Annotated in this window: 19 protein-coding genes; 5 read left to right on the top strand and 14 right to left on the bottom strand. The window is 55.2% G+C overall.

Features of this window, described 5'->3' with window-relative positions; genetic code table 11:
• Window positions 1-129 precede the first annotated feature (129 nt).
• The 4 genes from cas3f to QWI16_RS14040 form a co-directional block, all read right to left on the bottom strand.
• On the bottom strand, window positions 130-3,552 hold the full coding sequence (gene cas3f / locus QWI16_RS14055; protein ID WP_302714070.1) for a type I-F CRISPR-associated helicase Cas3f: 3,423 nt from the start codon (window positions 3,550-3,552) through the stop codon (window positions 130-132).
• Window positions 3,549-4,532 carry a type I-F CRISPR-associated endonuclease Cas1f gene (gene cas1f, locus QWI16_RS14050; protein WP_302714069.1) on the bottom strand — a complete coding sequence of 328 codons (984 nt, stop codon included), beginning with the start codon at window positions 4,530-4,532 and terminating at the stop codon, window positions 3,549-3,551. Before cas1f ends, cas3f begins: the two co-directional genes overlap by 4 nt.
• Before the next feature lie 15 nt (window positions 4,533-4,547).
• Window positions 4,548-4,931: an HIRAN domain-containing protein gene (locus tag QWI16_RS14045; RefSeq protein WP_302714068.1), complete on the bottom strand. Its 384-nt coding sequence runs from the start codon at window positions 4,929-4,931 to the stop codon at window positions 4,548-4,550.
• A 111-nt stretch (window positions 4,932-5,042) separates the two neighbouring features.
• Entirely contained in the window at window positions 5,043-5,861 is an 819-nt protein-coding gene (locus QWI16_RS14040; protein WP_302714067.1) for a helix-turn-helix transcriptional regulator, read from the bottom strand.
• Between the two features lie 268 nt (window positions 5,862-6,129).
• Between QWI16_RS14040 and QWI16_RS18750 the strand changes: the two genes are divergently transcribed.
• The 3 genes from QWI16_RS18750 (at window position 6,130) to QWI16_RS14030 (ending at window position 7,917) form a co-directional block, all read left to right on the top strand.
• On the top strand, window positions 6,130-6,297 hold the full coding sequence (locus QWI16_RS18750) for a YhfG family protein (protein WP_368045300.1): 168 nt from the start codon (window positions 6,130-6,132) through the stop codon (window positions 6,295-6,297).
• Between the two features lie 9 nt (window positions 6,298-6,306).
• Complete coding sequence (locus tag QWI16_RS14035) at window positions 6,307-6,900, top strand: putative adenosine monophosphate-protein transferase Fic (protein ID WP_302714066.1); 594 nt, start codon at window positions 6,307-6,309, stop codon at window positions 6,898-6,900.
• 84 nt (window positions 6,901-6,984) lie between these two features.
• A complete protein-coding gene (locus QWI16_RS14030; protein WP_302714065.1) occupies window positions 6,985-7,917 on the top strand; it encodes a bile acid:sodium symporter family protein in 933 nt (310 codons plus the stop codon).
• A gap of 25 nt (window positions 7,918-7,942) precedes the next feature.
• Here QWI16_RS14030 and QWI16_RS14025 read toward each other — a convergent pair whose 3' ends face one another.
• The 3 genes from QWI16_RS14025 to smrA all read right to left on the bottom strand — a co-directional run bounded on the left by QWI16_RS14025 (window position 7,943) and on the right by smrA (window position 11,784).
• On the bottom strand, window positions 7,943-8,146 hold the full coding sequence (locus QWI16_RS14025; RefSeq protein ID WP_302714064.1) for a DUF1418 family protein: 204 nt from the start codon (window positions 8,144-8,146) through the stop codon (window positions 7,943-7,945).
• Window positions 8,147-8,327: 181 nt separating this feature from the next.
• Window positions 8,328-10,973, bottom strand: coding sequence for an LVIVD repeat-containing protein (locus tag QWI16_RS14020; protein ID WP_302714063.1), 2,646 nt, complete (start codon window positions 10,971-10,973; stop codon window positions 8,328-8,330).
• A gap of 232 nt (window positions 10,974-11,205) precedes the next feature.
• On the bottom strand, window positions 11,206-11,784 hold the full coding sequence (gene smrA, locus QWI16_RS14015; RefSeq protein WP_302714062.1) for a DNA endonuclease SmrA: 579 nt from the start codon (window positions 11,782-11,784) through the stop codon (window positions 11,206-11,208).
• A gap of 107 nt (window positions 11,785-11,891) precedes the next feature.
• Between smrA and QWI16_RS14010 the strand changes: the two genes are divergently transcribed.
• On the top strand, window positions 11,892-12,782 hold the full coding sequence (locus QWI16_RS14010; protein WP_302714061.1) for a GGDEF domain-containing protein: 891 nt from the start codon (window positions 11,892-11,894) through the stop codon (window positions 12,780-12,782).
• 321 nt (window positions 12,783-13,103) lie between these two features.
• On the opposite strand, the gene acs is transcribed toward QWI16_RS14010, so the two are convergent.
• Together acs and QWI16_RS14000 are read right to left on the bottom strand one after the other, a co-directional pair.
• Window positions 13,104-15,041: an acetate--CoA ligase gene (gene acs, locus QWI16_RS14005; RefSeq protein ID WP_302714060.1), complete on the bottom strand. Its 1,938-nt coding sequence runs from the start codon at window positions 15,039-15,041 to the stop codon at window positions 13,104-13,106.
• 742 nt (window positions 15,042-15,783) lie between these two features.
• On the bottom strand, window positions 15,784-16,089 hold the full coding sequence (locus tag QWI16_RS14000) for a hypothetical protein (protein WP_302714059.1): 306 nt from the start codon (window positions 16,087-16,089) through the stop codon (window positions 15,784-15,786).
• A gap of 13 nt (window positions 16,090-16,102) precedes the next feature.
• Between QWI16_RS14000 and QWI16_RS13995 the strand changes: the two genes are divergently transcribed.
• A complete protein-coding gene (locus tag QWI16_RS13995; protein ID WP_302714058.1) occupies window positions 16,103-18,577 on the top strand; it encodes a G8 domain-containing protein in 2,475 nt (824 codons plus the stop codon).
• 60 nt (window positions 18,578-18,637) lie between these two features.
• Here the strand turns inward: QWI16_RS13995 and panD are convergent, their stop codons facing one another.
• The 5 genes from panD to QWI16_RS13970 all read right to left on the bottom strand — a co-directional run bounded on the left by panD (window position 18,638) and on the right by QWI16_RS13970 (window position 22,588).
• Window positions 18,638-19,018: an aspartate 1-decarboxylase gene (gene panD, locus QWI16_RS13990; protein ID WP_302714057.1), complete on the bottom strand. Its 381-nt coding sequence runs from the start codon at window positions 19,016-19,018 to the stop codon at window positions 18,638-18,640.
• A 43-nt stretch (window positions 19,019-19,061) separates the two neighbouring features.
• A complete protein-coding gene (panC, locus tag QWI16_RS13985; protein ID WP_302714056.1) occupies window positions 19,062-19,913 on the bottom strand; it encodes a pantoate--beta-alanine ligase in 852 nt (283 codons plus the stop codon).
• A gap of 248 nt (window positions 19,914-20,161) precedes the next feature.
• Window positions 20,162-20,431, bottom strand: a complete 270-nt coding sequence (locus QWI16_RS13980) for an EF-hand domain-containing protein (RefSeq protein ID WP_302714055.1) — start codon at window positions 20,429-20,431, stop codon at window positions 20,162-20,164.
• A 561-nt stretch (window positions 20,432-20,992) separates the two neighbouring features.
• Window positions 20,993-21,538 (bottom strand): MOSC domain-containing protein, encoded by a 546-nt coding sequence (locus tag QWI16_RS13975; protein WP_302714054.1) that lies wholly within the window; start codon window positions 21,536-21,538, stop codon window positions 20,993-20,995.
• Between the two features lie 15 nt (window positions 21,539-21,553).
• A complete protein-coding gene (locus QWI16_RS13970) occupies window positions 21,554-22,588 on the bottom strand; it encodes a hypothetical protein (protein WP_302714053.1) in 1,035 nt (344 codons plus the stop codon).
• Window positions 22,589-22,759 lie beyond the last annotated feature (171 nt).

The raw sequence follows: 22,759 nt of genomic DNA, 5'->3' as shown, positions 1-22,759 counted from the left end.
CACTTATAGTGATGATATACTACATCTCGCACCAATTACTGCCGCATAGGCAGCTAAGAAAAATGCGTGATCGTGTTTCATACGTCCACTCTGCCGCATAGGCAGCACAACTACCGGGCTTCGGCCCGGTTATTTTTTCTCCCCCAGCCCCAACGCGGGGTGATACCACCACTGCCTTGCAGATCCTTTACTCCCCACCATGACATTCACCGTGGTAAATTTTTTGGCACATTGCTCTAGGCTGACCCCTTGCGCCTCTGCCTGTTCTTTTAACAGCGCCAATAAGTCGAACCGGCCCCAGGGGGATATCCCCTGCCCCATAGGTATGTCCGCCCACTCCAGTGTGGCGACCATATGAGAGGCGCTGACATAGATATGGGGCTTACCACGACCACCCTCCTCATGAATACGGTGGGGTAGCAGGCAGGTTTCATCCTCATCCGGCAAAAAGACCAGCGTCATTTCTTTGCCGGTTTGCTTACGAAAAGGTTGCTGCTGGGGCAACACCCAAGTTAACCCCGCCTGTGGGTCACGCCAGCACTCGGTCGCGGTTAATTCTTGCTGCTGGCCCTGTCTGCTGCCACGTCGTTTGGGTTGCTCCGATGCGGTGGGCGGCAACATAAGCGCTTCTAACCGGGCATGCTCTAAATCCACTAGGCTGTTGCTACTGTTAAGAGGCGCTTCGTCGCGCACAATGCGTGGGCAAGCGGTAATGTGCCGATACTCAGACTCGCGCAGCAGGTGCGTTAAGCGGTGGTTACTCAGGCGAAACTTTTTACTGTATTTGTCTTCAAAACCCGGCTTTACATACACCAGCTTAGGTTTCCCATTGCGTTCTTGGCGCTCGGTAAAGTAACGCAGATTGGTATCAAACAGGTATATATTCGCCTGCTCAGGTATTTTTTGTCTGTGCCTTTGCACCCTGCCCGCCAACTGAATCAATGAGCGCATGGACGAGGGTTCCACTACCGCCCAATCGTAGTCGTGATCGCGCCCCACTTCTGTAACCGGAGAGCCCAGCACCACAAACAATTGGTTGGGCTGCTCGCTCGAACTAAGCAACTCGCGAGTATCCTCACGTTCATACACCGCGCCGGAATCGCGCCGGTTTAATACGCCGTCAAGCAGATATTCAATTTGCGAGCGCAGTAGCAGCGGAAATCGCGCGTGATACACACACAAATGAATTTGATAACCCTCAGGCGCTCCGTTTTTATACAGCTCTTGCGCAACTCGAAATAGCGGCTCGATATTCGCCATACGTACCAAACCAAAGCTCACTTTTTTACCAGAGTGCGGGCAGGTTTCATGATTGTTATCGTGGGCGTTGATAATCGCGTTTAACACAGGTTTGGCAAAGTCTTTGTGAATATCGGCTTTATCGGCATTTTCCACACTGGGTAGATCAAGCGATAAAATTTCGCCTTTTCGGTTCGCACCTTTAGACGTTACGGCGCCCTGTAGTTTCTTAACACGCTGCGCTACAAACTGCTGATGATAAGCCGCAAAATCAGTAGTGGTGCTTGATACCAACTTTGGGCTAACGCTTTCATCTACCCACAAACACGGTACCGCCGGATTGGACTTATCCTGCCCGCCATGTTCGCCCCGATTTTTTAAATAGTGCACACGGCCAGCAGCATAAGCGCGAAACATCCCCTCAACCAACGCAGGCGGCATGGTGGCCGATGAGAGCAGCACCCGACTCCCCAGCAGCCCGCCCCAGTGAACCAGCCGCGTAAGTGCGGGTAAATCCTCCATGCCGAAATCGTCTAGCTCATCCAACACTAAATCGCTGCTCATTAGCCGCAACATTGGGGCCATTTGTCGCCCTGCCCGTTGCGCCTCTGTGGCGGGCATTAAATGGTCGATGGTGCACACCAACGTGGGCGCAGACACCAGAGCGCTAATGCGCGGATCGGCCATCACCTTAGAGAGTAACGGGTGATCCAAATGCTGACCTTCGTAAAGCACGTGGCCGTCTTCTTCCATTAAGTCCTGCACCGAGGCAGAGCCCGTGCTCTCGGCCAATGATTCGTAATACTCAAACAGCTCGCGACTGGCGCTGCCGCCCACTTTAATGGCCAACTCATCATCATTTAGATGTAAATCCTGACGATAACTACGTCCTGTTTGAAGCGTTAACGTTCGAAGCCCCAGTGCAAAGCTTGCCCGTAAGCCCAACTCAGGGTCGGCCAGAGCGTTAAGAATTCTAGCGTTTGCCAAGGTTTTACCGCAGCCGGTTGAGGCCATATTGACAATAAAACATCCCTGCTCAGCTGCTTTATCGCGCGCGGCTACTGCGGCATCGGCGGCGCGATCCTGCCAGCGAAAACGCTCAAGTTTGCTGCGCCTTTTTAACCCTTTATGACGGGCGAGCGTGGGTAAAAAACGCTCAAAGCCTGGAAAGCTACGTACGATACTCGCGGTGAATTTGGCCACCCCCAATAAATGCTCATCCAGCGGTTGTTTCAGCGTTTTATCTTTATGAGTGTTGGCATAGACTTTATAGTTTTTATCACTGCTAACCCGCTGTTTGGCGTCCGGTGGTAAAGCCGAATAATGGTGATCCGCCAGCATTAAGCTTAAGCGCGACAGGTGCATCACGTAGGGATTATCCAGCCAGCTATAGCCCTTTCTACGCTCAAGCAATCTTTGCAAACGTACCGCCAACTTGGCCGCTGATTCGCGCCACTTGGGCAACGCGATGGGCAACTGTTTAATAGTCCAGTAAGGCGTTATGGCTTCTTCCGGTTTACTCTGCCTTACCTCATTCCAGTCGTGTGTGACGCCTTGCAATAAACCGGGCAGCGCGCTCGCGCCAAAATCTGGTGACCATTTCCCCAGGTATTGCTGCTCGCCCTTCTCATCAACTACTGGTTTTACCGGTAAGCGGTGATGAGTCACCACTAGCCAGGCAATGGCAGCCGCTAAAGGCGGCAAGTTTTTAAAAGGCGGCTCACAGCTATCCAAGCCATCGCGGCAATAGCGCCCCGCCTGCAACCAGGTTTTATCGTCGTTATCAGTCGGAGTCGCTAAACGCTGCAGCCAGGTTGCATCATCGTCCTTGCCGATAAACGCCAGAAACAGGCGCAGTGACACCCATTCATGGCGGTAGAGATTTTTCTCGACAAGCTCGCCCCGCAGTTTTTTCTGAAAGGCCACACTGGCTTTTCCCAGGTCGTGCAGTAATGCCGCCAGTTGCGCCAGTAACTGAATATCCTCACCGGTGTGCCAATCATTTTCGGACTCTGTGCGCAGAATGTCTCGCTCGGTGGTATTGGTAGGAACCGCGCCCTCGCTGTTAAACCGACTGGCGTTGCCGACTATCCACATCAATTCGCTGTGGTCTTTGCCCCTAATCCAGTGGCAGGCAACAGCGGTATTGCGGCGAGCTGTTTTACGCAACAACTTTTTTAAGGTAGCCAGACCGTCCATGGTAATCGGCGTTTGCCAGGTACGCTCGCCGCGCCTTTCTGCAAATTGATCGAGTATACGGCGAGTTTCCGCCAGTGCTCGCTTGTTGCACTGGGACACCAGCAGTACGTTCATTTCTGCGGCGCTCCGCTGCGACCGATGCTCAAAGCGATTTCCTTCAGTGTATCGATCATAAAATCGAGCGACTCGCCGCGCGTAAGCACTTCTATACAGTTGCGCCTAAATTCCTGTTCGTCATCGCCGCGCATGGCAGACAAAAAAGCCTGCGGCAGGATGGCGGCATCTTTTACCAAATCGGCGGCATCAAACACCAATCCACCCCGGCGAGTTTTTCCGTGTAAAACGGCTAGGCCGTGGGGCAAGCCCAACACCCACGTGGCGGTTGCCCCAAGACCATAGGCGAGGTAATTGCCATGATCTAAAAAGCGATTGGCAGGGTCAGCCCCCGTACCGCGCTTAGCACGGGTAAAATCGCCATAGCCCACTGTATTTACGGCCAGTTTAAAGAGGGCTTTGGTTAGCCGGGCCTCTTCAGTCAGTAGCTCATTGGTATCCCGCGCCACTTCAATATTGCCCAAGCTTTTATCAAGCAGTGCCTTAAGGCGCTCGATATCTACCTCAAACCCTGCGTCTTTTAAGGCTCTTTTGCCCCACTGGGATAAAATCCGGTTAAGCCTCGCTACCTGCAGAGCTTTTGCAGCGTCCAGACGCAGCGCCTCGTCAAACCACATTTGCACCCAGCCCTGCAGATATTCGGTGGGGCGATATTCGCTTTGCGGCGAAAGCCAGGCAACGTCTATGTCGACCTCGTTCGCGCTAAACAGCGGCGTACCGCCACCACCACAAAAACCCACTAAAACACCCGCTTTGGCCAATTCACGCATGGCGGCTTGGGTGATGGAAGTGCCCGTTCCCAACAGTATGGTGGTGGTATTGGCAATGGGGATATTCCAATAGAGAGACTGTTTACCTGCGTCGGTTACATACTCAACCCGGCCCCCATTAACCAACACACGGCAGTGCTGCAAATAGTAGATATTCGCTCGCTTAGAATGAAGAATGGTTTTTAAATCTGACGGCGATAAATCTTCCACTGTACTTTCTCCTTTCTAAACCCCAACCCGAACCACGAATTTCACTGGTTTCCAGTTTCCCGCCAGTGTGCGAGTCACTTCGGCGCTAACGGCTTCACCGTTATCCATCAAACGACTAAGTGCCCTGTTGTTAACTCTTGGTACATAGCCTATTTTGTGTTCTCCCCAGTAAACCTCTATCGCCCGCTGGTCGTGCTTATTGTCGGGCTCTCGCTTTAAGGTCAGCGCATCGCCTGAGCTGATATGCGTTAAAAATTCGTCCGTTTGGTAGTAGCCGAAACCCGCAACTTCTGCATCCAAAACTTCGAGCAGCCTAATAGGCTTTTGTGCTCTCACCGCTGGTGCGGCCAAGGCGCTAGTCACCCCCAGCAAGGTCAACAACTTTCTTCGCTTTATCATGATTACCCCCCCTCAACTATCATCACTTTAGCGGGGCTAAAAGCTGGCGCAATACTGTAAAAATAACCCGTACCGCAATATGACAAGCCTCGTCTCGGCTCTGCTATTTTCTTAAAAAAGCCACTCCTTTATGTCACTTAAATTGACAATCACAATTTGCTGCGCCTCGGGCACGGCGTCCAGTACCTTGGGATTGATGCGCATCTCTTGCAGTAAATAGTGCACCAAGCAGGCACGGGTGGTGAGTTTTAGCTGACCATCTTGCATTTGGTAGTCGCACTCGATTACGCCGCGTTTTTCCGTTGTCAGGCGCGGATCGGGTGCAAAATTGACTGTGACAGAGGTGTTCCAGGCGTCGTCTTGAGCGGCGCTGTGCGTAGCACCGCCAGACAGAACGGCCTCACCTCGAAAGCGGCTGAGGACAAAATCCCGAAACTGCTTTTTGTGCTCGCACCAGGCGCGCAGGTGCCAGCGCAGGCCGGTTTGCACCAGTGCGTGCGGGGCGATCACCCTCCCCTGTCGGCTGGGGTTGGTGAGGGACACATAGTCCACCTCTAACCGCTGGTTGTGCCGAATGGCTTGCACAACGGCCCGCATAAAACTCGCAGGCACACCCCTCGCGGGAAGACTCAAAGAGGCAATCGGTAGCTTTTCAGCCGTCAGTGGCTCCGCCAGCCAAGCCAGGTATTGCTCGGCGCTGCCCGATATAAACACGGGTTTAAAGTCGGGGGTGGGCTGGTGGCACTTGCGGTGGGTGTTATAGGTGAGGTTTTGGGGAGCCAAGACAAGGTAGTGTTTAATATCCTTGCTCGCCTGCTGGCGGGACAAGCCAAAGTGCTTAACCAACAAGCTGCTGTTGGCCGCTCCCTCCCAGAAGGCGACCAATTCAAAGGTGTAGAGGCGCTGTCTTTGCGCTTCGCTGATGTCCATAGCAGCGTATTCCTTGAGTTGGCGCCGGTGGCGCCCTGATCAACATACCAATAGTGCCATACCCTCTCTCCGGTTAAAATACCGGGGCCACTAGCGCTTGTCGCAACACCGGACTGCGCCCGTTGGCGGGATGACTCAAACTCTGAAAAAGACCAACAAAAGCTATAATAATCAGCACCTTAGGAGGGAATAATTCGTTTTTAACAACCTACGCAATATGCTAGACTACGGGTTGTTCATTCCCGAAGAATCTACCGAGTAGCTGACTATGAGCAAAAGCGTTTCACTTGATCGCAAAAAGGCCTACGTCAGAAAGACCCGAGCGGCCAATTACTTGGCTAGCCTCCGCCTCGAAGGGTTTAAAACCGACAACGCCACCCCAAAGCTGGCGTCACGGGAAGCGTTACTCGCAAAATACGCCGTTTCGCGAAAGTGACGACTTTCCATGGTTGATAAGTATGGCACCGGCGAAGATCCGGCGTGCTATCCCGGCACTTCAACGCTTCGAAACCTGCTCAACATAAAAGACCCCAGCAAACTGGAAGAAGCAGAACGCGATATTTCATTTCATAGCGCCCAAGAGGTGGAGTTTTCGCCTCCACCTTACGATCTTGACTACCTTTGCTACCTTCACAAGCGCCTCTTTCAAGATATATACGCTTGGGCTGGCGATATCAGAACAATCGACATCAGCAAAGGCCACACACGATTCTGCACTGCCAGCCGATTGCGACCAGAGGCCAGTAAACTGTTTACCACATTGGCGGAACAACATTTTTTTGAGGGCATGAGCCGCGCCCATCTCGTATTTAGCATTGCGGAACTGTACGGTGAGGTTAATATGCTTCACCCTTTCCGCGAGGGCAATGGACGCGCTCAGCGCCTTCTCTTTGAGCACTTGATTGTTAATGCTGGGTACGAAGTATCATGGGCTCCTGCCCGCCGCCAAACATGGCTCGAAGCAAATGTAGCAGCAGTTCAATGTGACTACAGGCCTCTTACCGCGATTTTTGACCGATGTATCGGCACAGCGCTATAAAGATCATGCAAAGCGCGCAGTAAAAAAAGCCACACCACAACGTCTCTATGTCATATTGGCCATTTCCCAACTTGCCCTTAGCCCATGTCTGTATTCAATAACTTCAACCGCCTATTCCCCCTCTGGGCCATAGCGCTTGGGGCGCTGGGTTTTAATTTCCCCGCTGTGTTTACGCCCCTGGCACCGAGTATTGCCTGGCTATTGGCGCTGGTGATGTTTGCCATGGGGCTGACGCTGTCGGGGGCGGATTTTCTAAGGGTGTTGCGCGAGCCCAAGCCCATTGCGGTGGGGCTTGTGTTGCAATTTACGGTCATGCCTTTGGCGGCGCTGGCGGTCAGCCGGGCCATGGGCTTAAGCGCGGAGCTGACCACCGGCATGGTGCTGGTGGGTGCTACGGCCGGGGGGACGGCGTCCAATGTGATTACCTGGCTGGCCGGTGGGCGCGTGGCGTTGTCGGTGTCTATGACGTTGGCCTCCACGCTGGCGTCTGTCTTGCTCACGCCGCTCATCGCCTGGCTACTGCTCAAAAGCTCGGTGGACATCAACGCGCTGGCGATGCTACTCAGCATCGCCAAAATTGTGTTCGCACCGGTGCTGCTTGGGGTGGTGGCCCATCATCTGTTTGCTCATACCATTCAACGCCTTGAGCCGGCGTTGGCGAGCCTGGCGGTGGTACTGATTGCGCTGATCATCGCCATCGTAGTGGCACTGAATGCCGGGCGCCTGACGAGTATTGGCGCTCTGGTGATCGCCGCGGTGATGCTGCACAACGCTATAGGCTTGAGCGCCGGCTACTGGATCGCGCGCGGAATGAGATTTGATGAGGCCAGCTGCCGCACAATCGCCATTGAGGTGGGCATGCAAAACTCCGGCTTGGCCGTGGCACTGGCGCAGCAGTTTTTTACCGCTACCGCCGCTTTACCCGGTGCGCTCTTTTCCGTATGGCACAATGTCTCGGGTTCGCTGCTGGCCAGCTGGTGGCGGCGCAAAGGCCATCAGCCCTCCCCCGATCAATAGCGCTCACACACTGGTTGATCAAACGCTACTGACGGCGCAACCTGCCAAGGATATAAAGCACCGCCGGCAGCATCAAAGCAACACCCACCACAATGTACACCAGCGCATCGTTTTCAAAGCGCAGATGCTCGGGCAAGATGCTAAGGCCTGCGAACTGCATGGCCATACCCAGCCCGATCAGCACGCAACCGAGCATATCCAGTACCAGTAAATGAATAGGGAGTTTCATCGGGTTTCCTCTAACTCGCTCAAATACCCAGAAATTGGTCTTCTCAAAGCATCAACACCGCACAGCAGTTATCGCTTAAAGATTTCCCGGATTCTACACTCTGGCGTCACTATGATAATACAACTCGCCCAATAAAAAGCCGGCATAGTGCCGGCTTTTTACCTTTGGGTAAATCACTGTCCTACCAAATGATAGCGCCTGTCTCCGCATCAATGGCCACCACCGGCTGGCGCACTTGACCGGCAATGACATTAAAGTAACCAAACAGGTAGATCACATCACCATCCATAATCATCTCTGAAACCTGTCCATTGGGAGCCAAGTCTAAGTCACTTGCTGATGCCGAAACGAAATCATAGGTCACAAAGTTTCTACAGCATTCAATGGGTCGGCCAAAGCCATAGAACCAGCCCCCAAGGTAGAGCTCAGTTCCAGCCAACATCGCAGCATGAACCGCGCTGTCTATGCCACCGAAGTTGACGCCAATATCGACGATGCTACCGTCAAAGGTATTCACAAGGTAAAGGGGCTCTTGGGAACCAGAATCTCCACCAATAACGAGCAAGTGCTCATTGACATCAAGTGCTTGAATACCTATTTGATCTAGCATCAGCCCATCAACGTCAAAAGCCGTCAGCTGCCGGGTTTCAATATCGAACTGAGCTATACCATCGCGAGATTGGTCGTCTACCTGAGTGAAATCACCTCCTACATACAGGTGGTTTTCGATGGATGTTAAAGCAGCCACATTCCCATTAAGAGCGGGATTCCAGTCGAGTAACCGATGATTTGTCAGATCGTAGGCCGCCAAACCTCTTCTGCTCTTACCATTCACTGTTGTAAAGTCTCCAGCCAGATAAAGAGTGCTACCTACGACTTCGAGCGCATTGATAGAGTCATCTGTCTCGAGGGACCATTCCACGCTGGCCCCATCTTCAGCGGACATTGCGTGAGTGTAGTCGTGCTCGTATTCAATTGGGTCTGTGCCTTCAATTGGGATAGGCTTGCCATGACCAAGCCCAAAGTAAATCACCCCTTCGTGCTCAACCAAAGCGTTTACATCAGATGCATCTACAGTGCCGATCCAGCCTTCAAAAGAACCTGTTTTGGCTTGGTATACCTGAATCCCCTGATCACTCACGTTAAACCAATTGAGATAACCTGCCAGTACAATACTGTCACTGGCAATTGCAATATCATTAAAAGAACCCAACCCCTGAGCCGGAATGTTGACCAGAGAATCCGTTGAAATATTGTACGCTCCCTTTGGCTCATCATTACCGTTGGTGAAAGCTCCAAAAACCAACAAGCCCTCTTCAGTAGCATTAAAATAGGCGGTGCCCTCGTTAGCGGGCAAATCCCAGCTCACTGACTGCGCCGTTTCTAAGCTGAAAGCTTTAGGGATAATAGGTAAGTTTCTCTTGGGCATATCAAAGGCATAAAGAGTGTTTCCCTCAACACCGATGTCAAAGACAAAGGAATCGTCCGCCAATTCTGGTTGCCACTCGCTTAAAACCCCAGAGTTATCTATGTGACGAATCTCTGAAAGACTTCGTGCATGCTGCTGATAAACTCTGGCAAAGTAAACGCCAGAAGCGTCAGCACTCACAGCCATCACATGGTCAGACAGCTCAAGGTGCCATAGCCACTTACCAGTGGCGATATCAAACGCACTGATGATACTCCCCTCGACCATCCCGTTGCTGGCAATCGTATGGGAGGCGGTGTAGAGCACCTCTGATTCTCGGGCGACATCCTGCCACGCCTGATTACCGCCATTGTGAGAGTAGCCATCAACAGCAGGTAACTGCCCCGTTGACAAATTGAGCAGAGCCACGCCATCACGGGAAAAGCCGTCTACCTTGCCAAAAGCACCGACTAAAGCCAAGCGATCGCCAAACACTTCAAGATACTCGACTTCACCATCTACCGATAGATTCCAGCTTTTATCCAAAACGCCTAAGTGATTGATGCGGGCGATATTGTCCCGATCGACCCCGGCAACGGCAGTGAAATTCCCGGCAATAATCCATCCGTCTCCATCAGGCACGACAGCATGTACTTCGCCATCCACAGTAGGCAAAGCTCCGCTTAGCTGACCACTTTGCGCATCCACTTGGGCGAGGACAAAGGTGGTGAAGGCTGTGCCACCAGCCGTGACATACAGCTTCTCATTGGCTAGGATTGCTTTGTCACTGGAGCTAGCCGACTGCACCAATGGTTTTCCAGCGGCAGGGGCGGAATAACCAGCTTCAGACTTAAGGATAAAATAGTAGCTTTTTCCTAACACAAGTCCGCTTTCATTGGACTCCCAGGCCCCCTCACCGGAAGGAATCCCCACTTGCGAGCCTGCGCTTTCACAAGACGCGTAGTTTTCCCAATCGCAATTAGGGTCCGTTGACCACATAAGGTCGACATCCAAGGCACTTTCCCAGCGAATCTTGACGACCTGTGGCTCAGAGGAGACTTTCGGTGTACCCGGCTTTTGCTCCACAACGATGTCCACATCACAATCATCGGTGACGGCAGGCAGCCGATACAGCGTCCTGGACTCTTCTTCAATTAGGCTGCCGCTGCAGCCTTCGGAAGTGACGACGCCAAAGCCTGGCTCGAGAGCAATGTCTATGTCTACGCCTTCGCCTTCGGCGACACTCTGCGTCGTCGAAGACGCCTCACCGGAAGTCACCGTATTGACGGTAACGGTGTAAGCGGTACTCTCGTTGCCAGTACCGTCTCCCGGCCCGCTTGAGGTATGACTGTCAGAGCCGCCACAACCGGATAATAAAAGCGCCGAAACGGCCACTGTAGGGACTAGTTTTTGTTGCATTGTCTTTACTCCTTAAAGTTTAAAAGCACATGAATCCTGTCAGTGCAACAAAATGAAAAAGATACTGTTAAGGAACAATAGAAAGGGCGCAACTTTGTTGCGGCGTCATGAGGGAAACTCAGAGAACATTCCATTGAGCACATCTTTCCATTCAGGCACAAATATTCTGAAGTTGTCGAGAATACTAGCACAACCACATTAAATTAGTACTGTCACCCATGACACCAAAGAATTATTTTCGCCGGGAGTGCTTTTCCCAGTTTTCCTGGCGCTTTTGTTCGCTCTTTTTCAGCAGCACGTAGGTGGCGCCGCTGGCGCCGTGGTGCTTTTGCGCGGAGTGAAAAGCCAAAACGTCATCAAATTGCGGCAGCCAGTTGGCGACGCAGCTTTTGAGCAGAGCGGGGGTATCGCGCCCCTCGCCTTTACCGTGGGTGATCAGGGCGCAGCGGATGTCGTGGGCCATACAGTCGCGCACGAACTGATAGAGGGCGCCGCGGGCCTGGTCGACCGTCATACGGTGCAAGTCCAGCCGCGCGTCTATGCGGTATTTGCCTAATCTCAGGTTTTTGTACACGCCGTGCTGCACGCCGTCGCGTTTAAACGCCAAAATATCCAGCGGTTTGACCGGGTCTATGTGCTCGGCGCTGAGAAAATTGGTGTCCCGCCGGGCGCGCTGGGCGGCCGCCTCACGGCGTTTGGCCAGGGCCTGCTCGCTGGGTTTATCCTTCTGCAGGGCGACTTTATCGTCGAGCTTTATGCGCTTTACGTCGCGCATCTCCTGCAGAAAGATGTCTTCGTCTTTGTCGGTCATAATCGTCACAGCCTCTGGCGCTATTATGCCGAAAACCGGCTGGCGCCGTCACGCATCGGTAAATCGACTATGCTGTAATCAGCCTTCAGACAGGGATGGAGTCATCCATGAGCAATTACTCTCTGGCCGTATTGGCGCTGCTGGTCGCGCTGCTGCTGTGCCTTGTGTGGACCGCCAGCGGCTTCGCTGCCGGCAACATCCACCCCATTGAGGCGGTTGACCCCATTGCGCTGACGCGGGACCTAGCCTTTGCCACGGCCTGCTTCATCCTGCTGGCGCTGGCCACCTTTTTGCCCGTCAGGCGCAGTATTGCCAGCGTTATGGCAACGGGCTCGGGTCTGCTGTTTGTGGGAGCCTGGCACCTGCTGCTGGGCAACTTTGTCGATGATTTACCGGTGTCGCTGGATATTGCCGGCGCCTTCGCCCTGCCCACCGGGGCGGGGCTGATGGCCTGGGGGCTGTTTCAGCTGGGCCGCGCCTACCGCTTAAGCCGGTTACTGCTGGGCAGCTACCGCAAGATTGAGCACAGCCTGTCCACCAAAGATCAGCTCACCCAGCTGTTTAACCGCCGTTACTTTTACAGCAATTGCCCCGAGCTGCTGGCCTCCTGCCAAAAGCACAACGAGACCTGCATATTGATCAGCTTTTTGCTGGAGAATCTGCCGGACATCAACCGCGAGGAGGGCGTCAACTGCGGCGACGCGGCCTTGAGCGAGCTCGGGCGGGTGCTGCTCAACAACACCCGCCACAACGATATTGCCGCGCGCCTAGGCGGCCGGCGGCTGGCACTGTTTTTACCCAATACCGATATGGCGTCCGCCAGGCAAATTGCCCAGCGCATCTTGTCGCTGGCCGAGCATGTTCAGGTTAGTGATAACGAGGGTGTGCGGCGGGTACTGAGCCTGCGTATTGCCCACAGTATTTATGAGTCGAAGCCGGAGGAGGAGTTTGAATCGCTGGTGCAGAGAACTCAGGCTGCCCTGAATCAGGCAGCCTGAGGCGCAGGATAGTGTCCTGTCCAAGAAGTTCGCATATTTTCAGCTTGCCCTACAAGGGCTCTGGCAAGGCGCGGTTGGCAGCGAATGGCCGTAGCCCTTTGCAAGAAACGCAAAGCTTACCGCCTCCTGCTCTCGCGCCTTACCCACATCCCTGCAGGCAACACAGTCAGGCCCTTGTAGGGCGCGCCCTGCGGGAGCGCCGTTGTGGCACTAGTACTGTGTTGCGCACCTTGCCAATAGAACCACTATTGGCGGCGGCACGCGCCTTGTCCTAGCACCACAACGGCGCTCTCAAATTAAGCGAACTTCTCGGACTGGACACTAGCGATTGGCGCGGTTGTCGATCAGTTCATCGACCACTGAGGGGTCTGCGAGGGTTGAGGTATCGCCCAGGTTCTCCAGCTCATTGGCGGCAATTTTGCGCAGGATGCGGCGCATGATCTTGCCCGAGCGGGTTTTTGGCAAACCGGGCGCCCACTGGATAATGTCTGGCTTGGCAATGGCGCCAATCTCTTTCACGCACAGGGCCACCAGCTCCTTTTTCAGCTCGTCGCTGGGCTCGGCGCCTGACATAGGCGTGACATAGGCGTAAATACCCTGCCCCTTGATGTCGTGGGGGTAACCCACCACTGCGGCTTCGGCCACCTGGTCGTGCAGCACCAGAGCGCTCTCCACCTCAGCCGTGCCCATGCGGTGACCGGATACGTTCAGTACGTCGTCCACCCGGCCGGTAATCCAGAAGTAGCCGTCCTGGTCGCGGCGGGCGCCGTCACCGGTAAAGTAATAGCCGGGGTAGGTAGAGTAGTAGGTATCGATGCAGCGCTGGTGGTCGCCATACACAGTGCGGATCTGGCTCGGCCAGCTGGCCTTGATCGCCAGACTGCCTTCACCGGCGCCGTCAATTTCATTACCCTCGGCATCCAACAACACGGGCTGCACGCCAAAAAACGGCTTGGTGCAAGAGCCCGGTTTGAGGTCGGTCGCCCCCGGCAGTGGCGTCATCATATGGGCGCCGGTTTCCGTCTGCCACCAGGTATCGACTATGGGGCAGCGCTCATCGCCAACCACTTTGTAGTACCACTCCCAGGCCTCGGGATTAATAGGCTCGCCCACGCTGCCGAGAATGCGCAGCGACTTGCGCGAGGTGCGGGTGACAAATTCATCGCCCGCCCCCATAAGAGCGCGCACGGCGGTGGGCGCGGTGTAGAAACTGTTGACCCCGTGCTTGTCCACCACCTGCCAGCAGCGCGAGGCATCCGGATAGGTGGGCACACCTTCAAACATCAGGCTTGTCGCGCCGTTGGCCAGTGGACCGTAAACGATATAGCTGTGGCCGGTCACCCAGCCCACATCGGCGGTGCACCAGTAGACATCGCCCTCGCGCAGGTCAAACACATACTTGTGAGTCATAGCGGCTTGCAGCAGGTAGCCGCCAGTGGTGTGCAATACGCCCTTGGGCTTACCGGTAGAGCCGGAGGTATAGAGGATAAACAGCGGATCTTCGGCATCGACCCACTCTGGCTCACACTCAGCGGCAACGGCTTCGACCGCGTCGCGGTACCAGACATCGCGCGACTCGTTCCAGTCGATATCACCGGCGGTGCGCTTGACCACCAGGCAAGTGTGTACATCGGGGCAGCTGGCGAGCGCCTTATCTGTGTTGGCTTTTAGTGGAATTTTGCGGCCGCCGCGCACGCCTTCATCGGCGGTGATCACCACCTGGCAGTCAGCATCGAGAATACGGTCTTTCAGGGCGTCGGGGGAGAAGCCGCCAAACACCACTGAGTGCACGGCGCCCACACGGGCGCAGGCGAGCATGGCGTAACAGGCCTCGGGGATCATGGGCATGTACAGGCACACCCGGTCGCCTTTTTTCACGCCGCGCTCGCGCAGCACATTGGCCAGGCGGCAGACTTCTTCATGCAGCTCGCGGTAGGTGATCAGCTGGTCTTCGGCCGGGTCGTCGCCCTCCCAGATAATGGCGGTTTGATCGCCGCGCTTTTCCAGATGGCGATCAATGCAGTTAACACTGACGTTGAGCTTGCCACCCAAAAACCAGGCGACTTCGCCTTTTTTCAAATCGCTTTTGCTGACCGTGTGCCACTTTTCTTTCCAGTCCAGAAAGGTGTCGGCCTGCTCGGCCCAGAATTGATCCGGCTGTTCCACCGACTGTTTATAGAGCTTTTCGTAAGTCTCCTTGTCGATGGCTGCCTGCTGCTGAATGGCCTCAGGAACCGGGTAGAGGTGGTGCTCGGTCATACGTCATCTCCGCGCTTTATCTGCTGTTATTTTCCAGGCCCGGGCTCGGCTGCGGCGTACTCGCCACGGTTCAGAGGCTAAGGGCCCACTCGCTATCGTCGATCACCGAAGCTTAACAGCCCGCCCGCCGCAGCGCTAGAGACAACGTTGTCTTTTGGTGCAAATAGCGCATCAAAATAAGGCAGACAATTCCTGTGCGGCGCATCACACTTTTACAGGCCGCAAAACCCTACACTGCTGCACTGAATAATGTTAGCGCAAACATTGGCAGACTCTACCCATTTCTTATCTCAGCGCGCCAGCTTGTCGCATTGATTCGCGATCGCTTGCCGAGAAAGTAGCGCTGCCATTCATTGCCCAACGGAAAGATAACGGCTGCGGCCCCCGATATAAGGAATATTATTGTGCGCCTCGCTCTACTGACGACAACCCTCTCTTGCACACTCTTAGCCGCTTGCGGTGGTGGCGGCTCAACAGGTCCGTCGAATGACGGGGGCTCTTCGGTGCAAGCTCGCGCATCCTCTTCGGCACAGAGTATCAACGACTCACCGCAGAGCACCTCAAGCGCACAACCAACTCTGGAGCCGGACAGCTCTGGGGCGGGCTCAACCCCCGCTCGCTCATCCAGCTCACAAGAGCGACTGGGCCTGGGCTCGAGCGTCGCAAGCTCGGCTCAAAGTTCGAGTAGCAGCAGCGCACTTTCAAGCGATACTCCGCCGCCTCAGCAATCGAGCAGTTCCAGCTACAGTCCCACTTCAAGTTCCAGTTCCAGTTCCAGTTCCAGTTCCAGTTCCAGTTCCAGTTCCAGTTCCAGTTCCAGTTCCAGTTCCAGTTCCAGTTCCAGTTCCAGTTCCAGCTCGAGTGTAGGCTCAAGCTCTGACTCGTCCTCGTCACAATCGAGCCTGCAGGCCAGCAGCTCCTCCAGCTCTTCTACCGCGATGCCCGCCTTTAGTGAAAACAGCGCCTGCGCTCCGGGCGGCAACCCCAACCCCGACGCAGACTTGCCCACATTCAGCGACAGCGGTATGAACCATACCAACCCCGCCAAAATGGCAGAACACATGTCAGCGCACGAGCTGGTGGCTTACGACCGAGCCACCCACGCCACCATTGCCAGCGGCGACTGGTGCGACCCAAGCATCTGGCACAATGGCGCTGTACCGGGCGATGGGGCACGCGTGGTGATCGGACGCGATAATGCCGTCAGTTATGCGTTAAGTGATACCGCCCGCCTACACACGCTGCGTGTTGATGGGGAACTCAACTTCGCCACCAACAGCGACACCCGCATGACCCTGGACACTCTGTTTGTGGACCCACGCGGCACTCTGACCATTGGCACCCAAAGCCAACCCGTCAACCACTCGGTGAACGCCGAGATTGTCTTTGCCGCCAATGGCGACATTGATGTTGACTGGGACCCACTGCTGCTCAGCCGCGGGCTAATCGCCCACGGCAGACTGAAAATTCACGGCGCAACGAAGACACCGCACGTCAAACTATCCAGTCACGCCTCGGCCGGCACCAGTGCACTAAACCTAGAGTCCCGCCCCCAAGGCTGGAAAGTGGGCGACACTTTGGTGGTGACTGGCACGCGATATTCCGGCTGGAAATGGGATAACAGCCTGCGTGCAGTGCGCTATCACGAGGCTCAAGACGAAGTACGCACCATTACCAATGTAAGTGGCACGATTGTCACTTTAAATCAGCCCCTGCAATACAACCACGAATCGCCGCGCAGCGATTTAAAAGCCAGCATAGGCAACTTCACCCGCAATGTGCGCTTTGTCACCGAGAATGCGGATTCAGTACCCGTGCACCAACGCGGTCACGTTATGTTTATGCACAACAATGACATTGACGTTCGCTACGCCGAGTTCTTTGAGCTGGGCCGCACGGACAAATCACGCGACAGCCAAGAAGCGGTAGACGTTTCCGTCATGCGCCCCAACACCAATGTGCGCGGCCGCTACAGCTTCCACTTTCACCGATCCGGTACCCACGACCAACGCAACCCCGCCATCGGTATTGGCAATGCCGTTTTTGGCTCACCTGGCTGGGGCTATGTGCACCACGACAGCCACGCCATGCTGCACAACAACGTCAGCTACAACACCCTAGGGGCGGGCTTTGTGGCCGAAACCGGCAACGAAACCGGCGCCTGGACCCATAATTTGGCTGTAAATTCTAAAGGCCGAAACGGGGTCTACAATCCGAAAAACGGCAACGATATATACGCTTACGATATTGCACGTACCGGCGATGCTTTTTGGTTTCAGGGTCGTATGGTGGCGGCCATCGGCAATATTGCCACCAGCGCCAACCGAGGGTTTACCTACTTTCATCGCGACCACTCCGGCACCATGATCGGCACCGATCCAAACCTTTTTATGGCTCCTCAGGCTTTGGGCTTAGATCGCACGTCCTCCGCCGATAAGATTCCGATTCGTCACTTTCACGGCAACGAGGCTTACGCCAGTACCATCGGCGCATTTGTCGTGAAAGCCAATCCACGGCAGGGGCACGACATTTACACCGTGATGAGCGACTTTACCGCCTGGGAAGTAAAAACCGGTGCGTCCATCGAATACACCTCCCACTACCTGTTGCGCGATTTTGATCTGATTGGCCTGACTTCAGAGCCTTTCCGTCATGCGGAATACGGTATTGAGTTTGGCCGCAACACCACCGACATGGTGGTACACGATGCGCGGATTGAAGGATTTGAGTTTGGCATAGACTTGAGTAAAGATCACGTCAGCACCAACCCGCTGGGCAAAGACCAGTTTGTGGTGATTGGCGGGCAGATTACCGGGGTAGCGCAGATTTATGAAGAACAAGACGCCAGTGATGTCATCATAGAAAACAGCGACCTGAGCCCCGGCCACTTTGAGCTGACGTTCGACGGTTTAAACACGAACGGCCACTACGAGTACCTGGACCCGGCCACCACAGCCGGCACGGGCATTCAGTTCAGCGGCACCAAAACCGACAGCATTGGCCCCAACCCCATTCCCGCCGGTTACGATTCACTGGGGATGTACAGCAAGGACATGATCGCCCTAGTGAGCCAGGCGGGCTATTACCAAACCGCAGACGGCGAGCACTACGCGGTTAAGCAAGAATATTTTAGCGACCGGGCCACGGGCGAGGTGTATATGCAGCCACTAAAAATCCGGTTGGGGCCCGATGTCGTCGGGCTGCTGGGAAATCAGTATCACGCTTGGCGCAACGCCCACTACCGAGGCCTCATTGACTTGGACAATCGGGCCCCCGTCGCACAAAACGATTCCGGCGCGGTGGCCGCCGGCAGAGAACTCACCCTCAACCTAACTGCCAACGATTCGGACCCTGAGGGCGACTCACTGCGCATACTCAGTGTGGTCAGTCCGCTCTACGGCACTGTTTCACACAACAGTAGCCGCATCACCTATCACGCCTACCCGGGCGTGCGAGGTACCGATGTGTTCCACTACTGGGTGGGAGACGAGCACGGCAACGCGCATCGCGGGGAAGTGAGAGTGTCGGTGAACTGATAACAAGGGAGGGGGGGCGGAGCTGACGGTGATTGATCGCTTACCGGCAGCCCTACCCCGTCACACCAACTGCATGGGGATGGTGTTGGTGGTGCGCTCGACTTTGTTGTGCTCGTCCAGGTACACCAGCCGCGGCTTGTAGCTTTTCAGCTGCTCTTCGGTGTACTGGCCGTAGGCGCCGATAATCACCCGGTCGCCCACCTGCACCTTGCGCGCGGCGGCACCGTTCATGGAAATGGTGCCGGAGCCCGGCTCGGCGAGAATCACGTAGGTGGTAAAGCGCTCGCCGTTATTGACGTTATAGATGTCAATCTGCTCAAACTCGCGCAGCCCGGCCAGTTGCACCAGATCGGCATCGATGGCGCAGGAGCCGTCATACCACAGCTCCGCCTGGGTCACGGCGGCCATATGCAGCTTGCCTTTGAGCATGGTAGAGAGCATGGCTCTTCCTCCTGGGTATTTCGTCATCAGGGCAAGGGGTATGTTAGACCACTTGCAGGGATATATTATCAATCAATCGGGCCCCTTCCGTATACATGGCCCCGAGCACGGTAATCTCCCTGTCATCGTGTGCCGCCGGCTTGAGCGTGCGGCTGTTGCAGATTTCAAGGTAGTCCACCTTAAAACCGGCCTGCTCGATCAGGCCGCGCCCGGCCTCTTGCAGGGCCAAAAAATCGCGCTCACCGGCCTGTATTTGCTCACCCACCCAGTTTAGGGTGCGGTTCAGCTGGCTGACGCGGGGGCGCTCGTCGTCGGTAATAAAGCTGTTGCGCGAGCTCAGTGCCAGGCCGTCGTCTTCACGGAAAATCTCCCCGGCGCTGATCTGTACCGGCATGCACAGGTCCTCGGCCATGCGGCGGATCACCGCCAGCTGCTGAAAATCCTTGATACCGAACACCGCCTCGTCGGGCTGGACGATGTTAAACAGTTTGGTGACCACCGTGGTCACACCCTCAAAGTGCCCAGGGCGACTGGCACCGCAGAGCACATCGGTCATGGTGGGCACGATCACGCGGGTCTGCTCGTCCATGCCGTTGGGGTACATCTCAGTCTCTTCGGGGCAAAACAGAAAGTCACAGCCCACGGTTTCGAGCTTGGCGGTGTCGTCGGCCAGGGTGCGCGGGTAGCGGTCCCAGTCCTCGTTGAGGCCAAACTGCAGGCGATTGACAAAAATACTCACCACCACGCAGTCGCAGCTTTTCTGCGCCTGGCGCACCAGGGCCAGATGGGCATCGTGCAAATTGCCCATGGTGGGCACAAAGCCGATGCGCTTGCCCTCGCGCCGCGCATTGGCAAGCTCAGCGCGCAGTGAACCTATGTGATGAAAAACCTGCATATTGCCCCTCAGGTGCCGGGATTTCCGGGGGGCGGATAATACACTTTTGGCGAGAATATGTACATTTTTAGAGCACTTGGCCCACCTTACAGAGCCAGATCTAATGCTCAGCTTGGCAAAATGCCGGACGGGGAGAAGCCAACGGAAAGAAACCACAAGGCGGCACGCCAACTGCGTACCGCCTCGGTGGTGTCGATTAGAGACCGGTCATCACGGCTGGTGGTAAGGGGCCGTGAGTTGACCGGCTTTTACCAGCCGCCACTCGTGCCGCGATCGGCGCCCCGGTACTCGGACTCGGAGAGTTTGCCGTCACCGTTTTTGTCCAGCTTTTCAAAACGGTCATTGTCGATGCCGCTGGTTCTGGCTTCGCTTTTGTCGACAGAGCCGTCACTGTTTTTGTCCGCCATGGCGAAAGCCGACTTAGCGCCTGTGTCACCGTTACCGGTGTCGTCGGCAACAGCCGTCAGAGCGCCCAAAGACAGTAAAAGAGACATGGTCAATGCAGATAGCTTTTTCATAAATGTCACCTCAAAAAGTGTGGTTGATTGCAATAAGTAGCAAAGCTACGTAGGCAATTTGGCTATTGCCAGAGCCGTGCCAGGCGGCGCGGCGACAAAAACGCAAAAACAAAAAGCTACCGGTGATTTTTAGTGATGGAGCGCACAAGAACACACACCCAACAATAAGTTTTCTTACGGTAAAAAACACCGCGCGAAATAGGCGATGTAAATTTTTCTCTTCCGGCGCGCCGGGACTTTGTGCACCAGCGCACAGGCGCCATGGCAAATGCCAAAAAAATGAGGCGCGCGCGAGCTTAAAAAATCACACAAGAGAAGGCGAAAAGATGGAGAAAAAACGGCTTGCATTTTTTACAGAGAAAACGCGTTATCAGGTCGCTGACTGCGCCAAAAAATGCAGGGAACTTTTTAACCAGCCGCTTTTGGTTCGATACTGCCAAGTGCGTCACACGCTTAGGTGTGCCAAAAGAGCGAGTGCGGCCAATGGTCCATGCAATAAAACACTTCCCATGGTTTTTAGCAGCACGAAGTTTCAATCAAAAGGAAATGGTGGTGCCGCTTTTACAGACCGGGCAGCGAGTTCTGCCGCTGACCTTCCGGTTTAGGCTCCGGGGCTAGACGGACCACCGCATCACCCACTGACAAAGTGCCACCTTGGACAATACGGGCACACAGTCCACCGTAACCGTACATGGCCGCTGCACCACCCGGCCCCAAGGCTTGGTTCATGCGCGAGCATGGATGGCAGAGCGCGGCGGGCTCGAGAATCACCTCGCCGATTTGAAGTCGCTGGTAGCGCAGAAGATTCATGTTCATTCCGCTGATCATTAGATTGCGCCGCAGCAACACCGGGTCGATGTGTCTGTGGCCGGTGTGCAGGCAAACCTGCTGAATAAACTCGCGACTGATCAACGTGACCTGGCGACCCGAGCCGGGCGTCTTGCGACTGCGATGGTCACCCGCCAAACCGAAGCCGGCAATCGCGTCAGCTTGCTCGACCACATCAATCTGGCCGCGGTGCTCACTTCTCAGGCCGATCCACTCAAGCTGTCCGGGCTTCATGCCATCACACAGTCTGTCGAGTAATCGCGCCTGAGAGTTGATCATCGCCTAACCTAAAGATTATTTTGGACGGCGTTTCGCAAACCAACGTCCGCCAGCCAACAGCATCAGTAAACCCAAAACTAACTGCCCTGGCAACTGGGTCGCCGGCAAACTGGCAACATTGGAAGGCTCAGGCGCGCTCGCATCATTGACGCCATCAACCAATGCCTGTATCTCTGCCGGGGTATCTAGCTCGTCTTCTGTTGCGGCCTCAATTGCGGCTTGGTAGGCCGCCTCATTAGCCGGCACGGCCCCGCTGACACCGTCTACGGCGTTTAACTGGGCCGCCGTTATGCTATTAACAGTGCCCGCTGCCAAGCGAATAATATCGATAGGCTCCGGAAGGCCCACGGTAACATCATCCACCATCCAGTAATAGTAATCGCCGTTAAAGGTAAACTTGAGTCGAGCTTGTGAGAGGTTCGCAACGCCACCAGTAATTGTGGGAAACAGAGCGATGTAGCTGCCCTCGGCATCATTCTGCGAACCGGGTAGCGGCATATTCACCGTATTCCAACTGGCCCCGTCATCCACTGAGAGAGAAACGCTGGCCTCTGAGATAGTAAAGTTCCGGATTTTATAAAAGAACTCTACCGCCAATGGCAGATCCGTTTGCCCGGTTAAATCAATCCTGGGGGAAATAAGCTCACCGACGTGAGGCGAGGGCGAGCTCCCGGTACCAAAACCTCCGATCGTCCCGCCATTGTCGAGAAAGTCCGAATCGAACAAGGCCGCACCATTTGAGGGGGTATCAGAAGCAATGGGGCTGCGGCTTCCCCAGTAGGCGCCCTGAGCCTCACCATTCGCACTGCGTACCCAGTAGGCCGCTCCCGGCGCACCGTTTCCATCAGACACCGACAGGGCGCTCCATTGCGTAGGGTCGTAGCTGCCTGCGGTTGTGGTGTTTACAAAAGCATTTTGAAATTCGCCATCCACTGAACCTGCCGGAGCGCCCGCGCCCCAAAGCGGATCAAGTGCATGCGCTGTGCAGGCGGAAAATGAAAGCGCAATAACCAGCATGCAGCGAGCGGCCGGAGCCTGATTCGGTCTCATAACATTGTCCTTATTATAAAAAGTATCGAGTAGCAGAGCTTTTTGCAGCGCACCGACCAGTGATGCATGGCGACGCACTGCCACTCAGGAAAGAGACTGACCAGACCAGTGGACCCCAGGGTTACAGGCAGCGCCGGGGGTAGAGTTGTCATTGAGAAGATCCGCCTCAAT

It is taken from the genome of Gilvimarinus algae, from assembly GCF_030518215.1.
GTDB classification, from domain to species: Bacteria; Pseudomonadota; Gammaproteobacteria; order Pseudomonadales; family Cellvibrionaceae; genus Gilvimarinus; species Gilvimarinus algae.
Note: the sequence above shows the minus strand (reverse complement) of the source record. Positions and strands in the feature narration are given on the sequence as shown.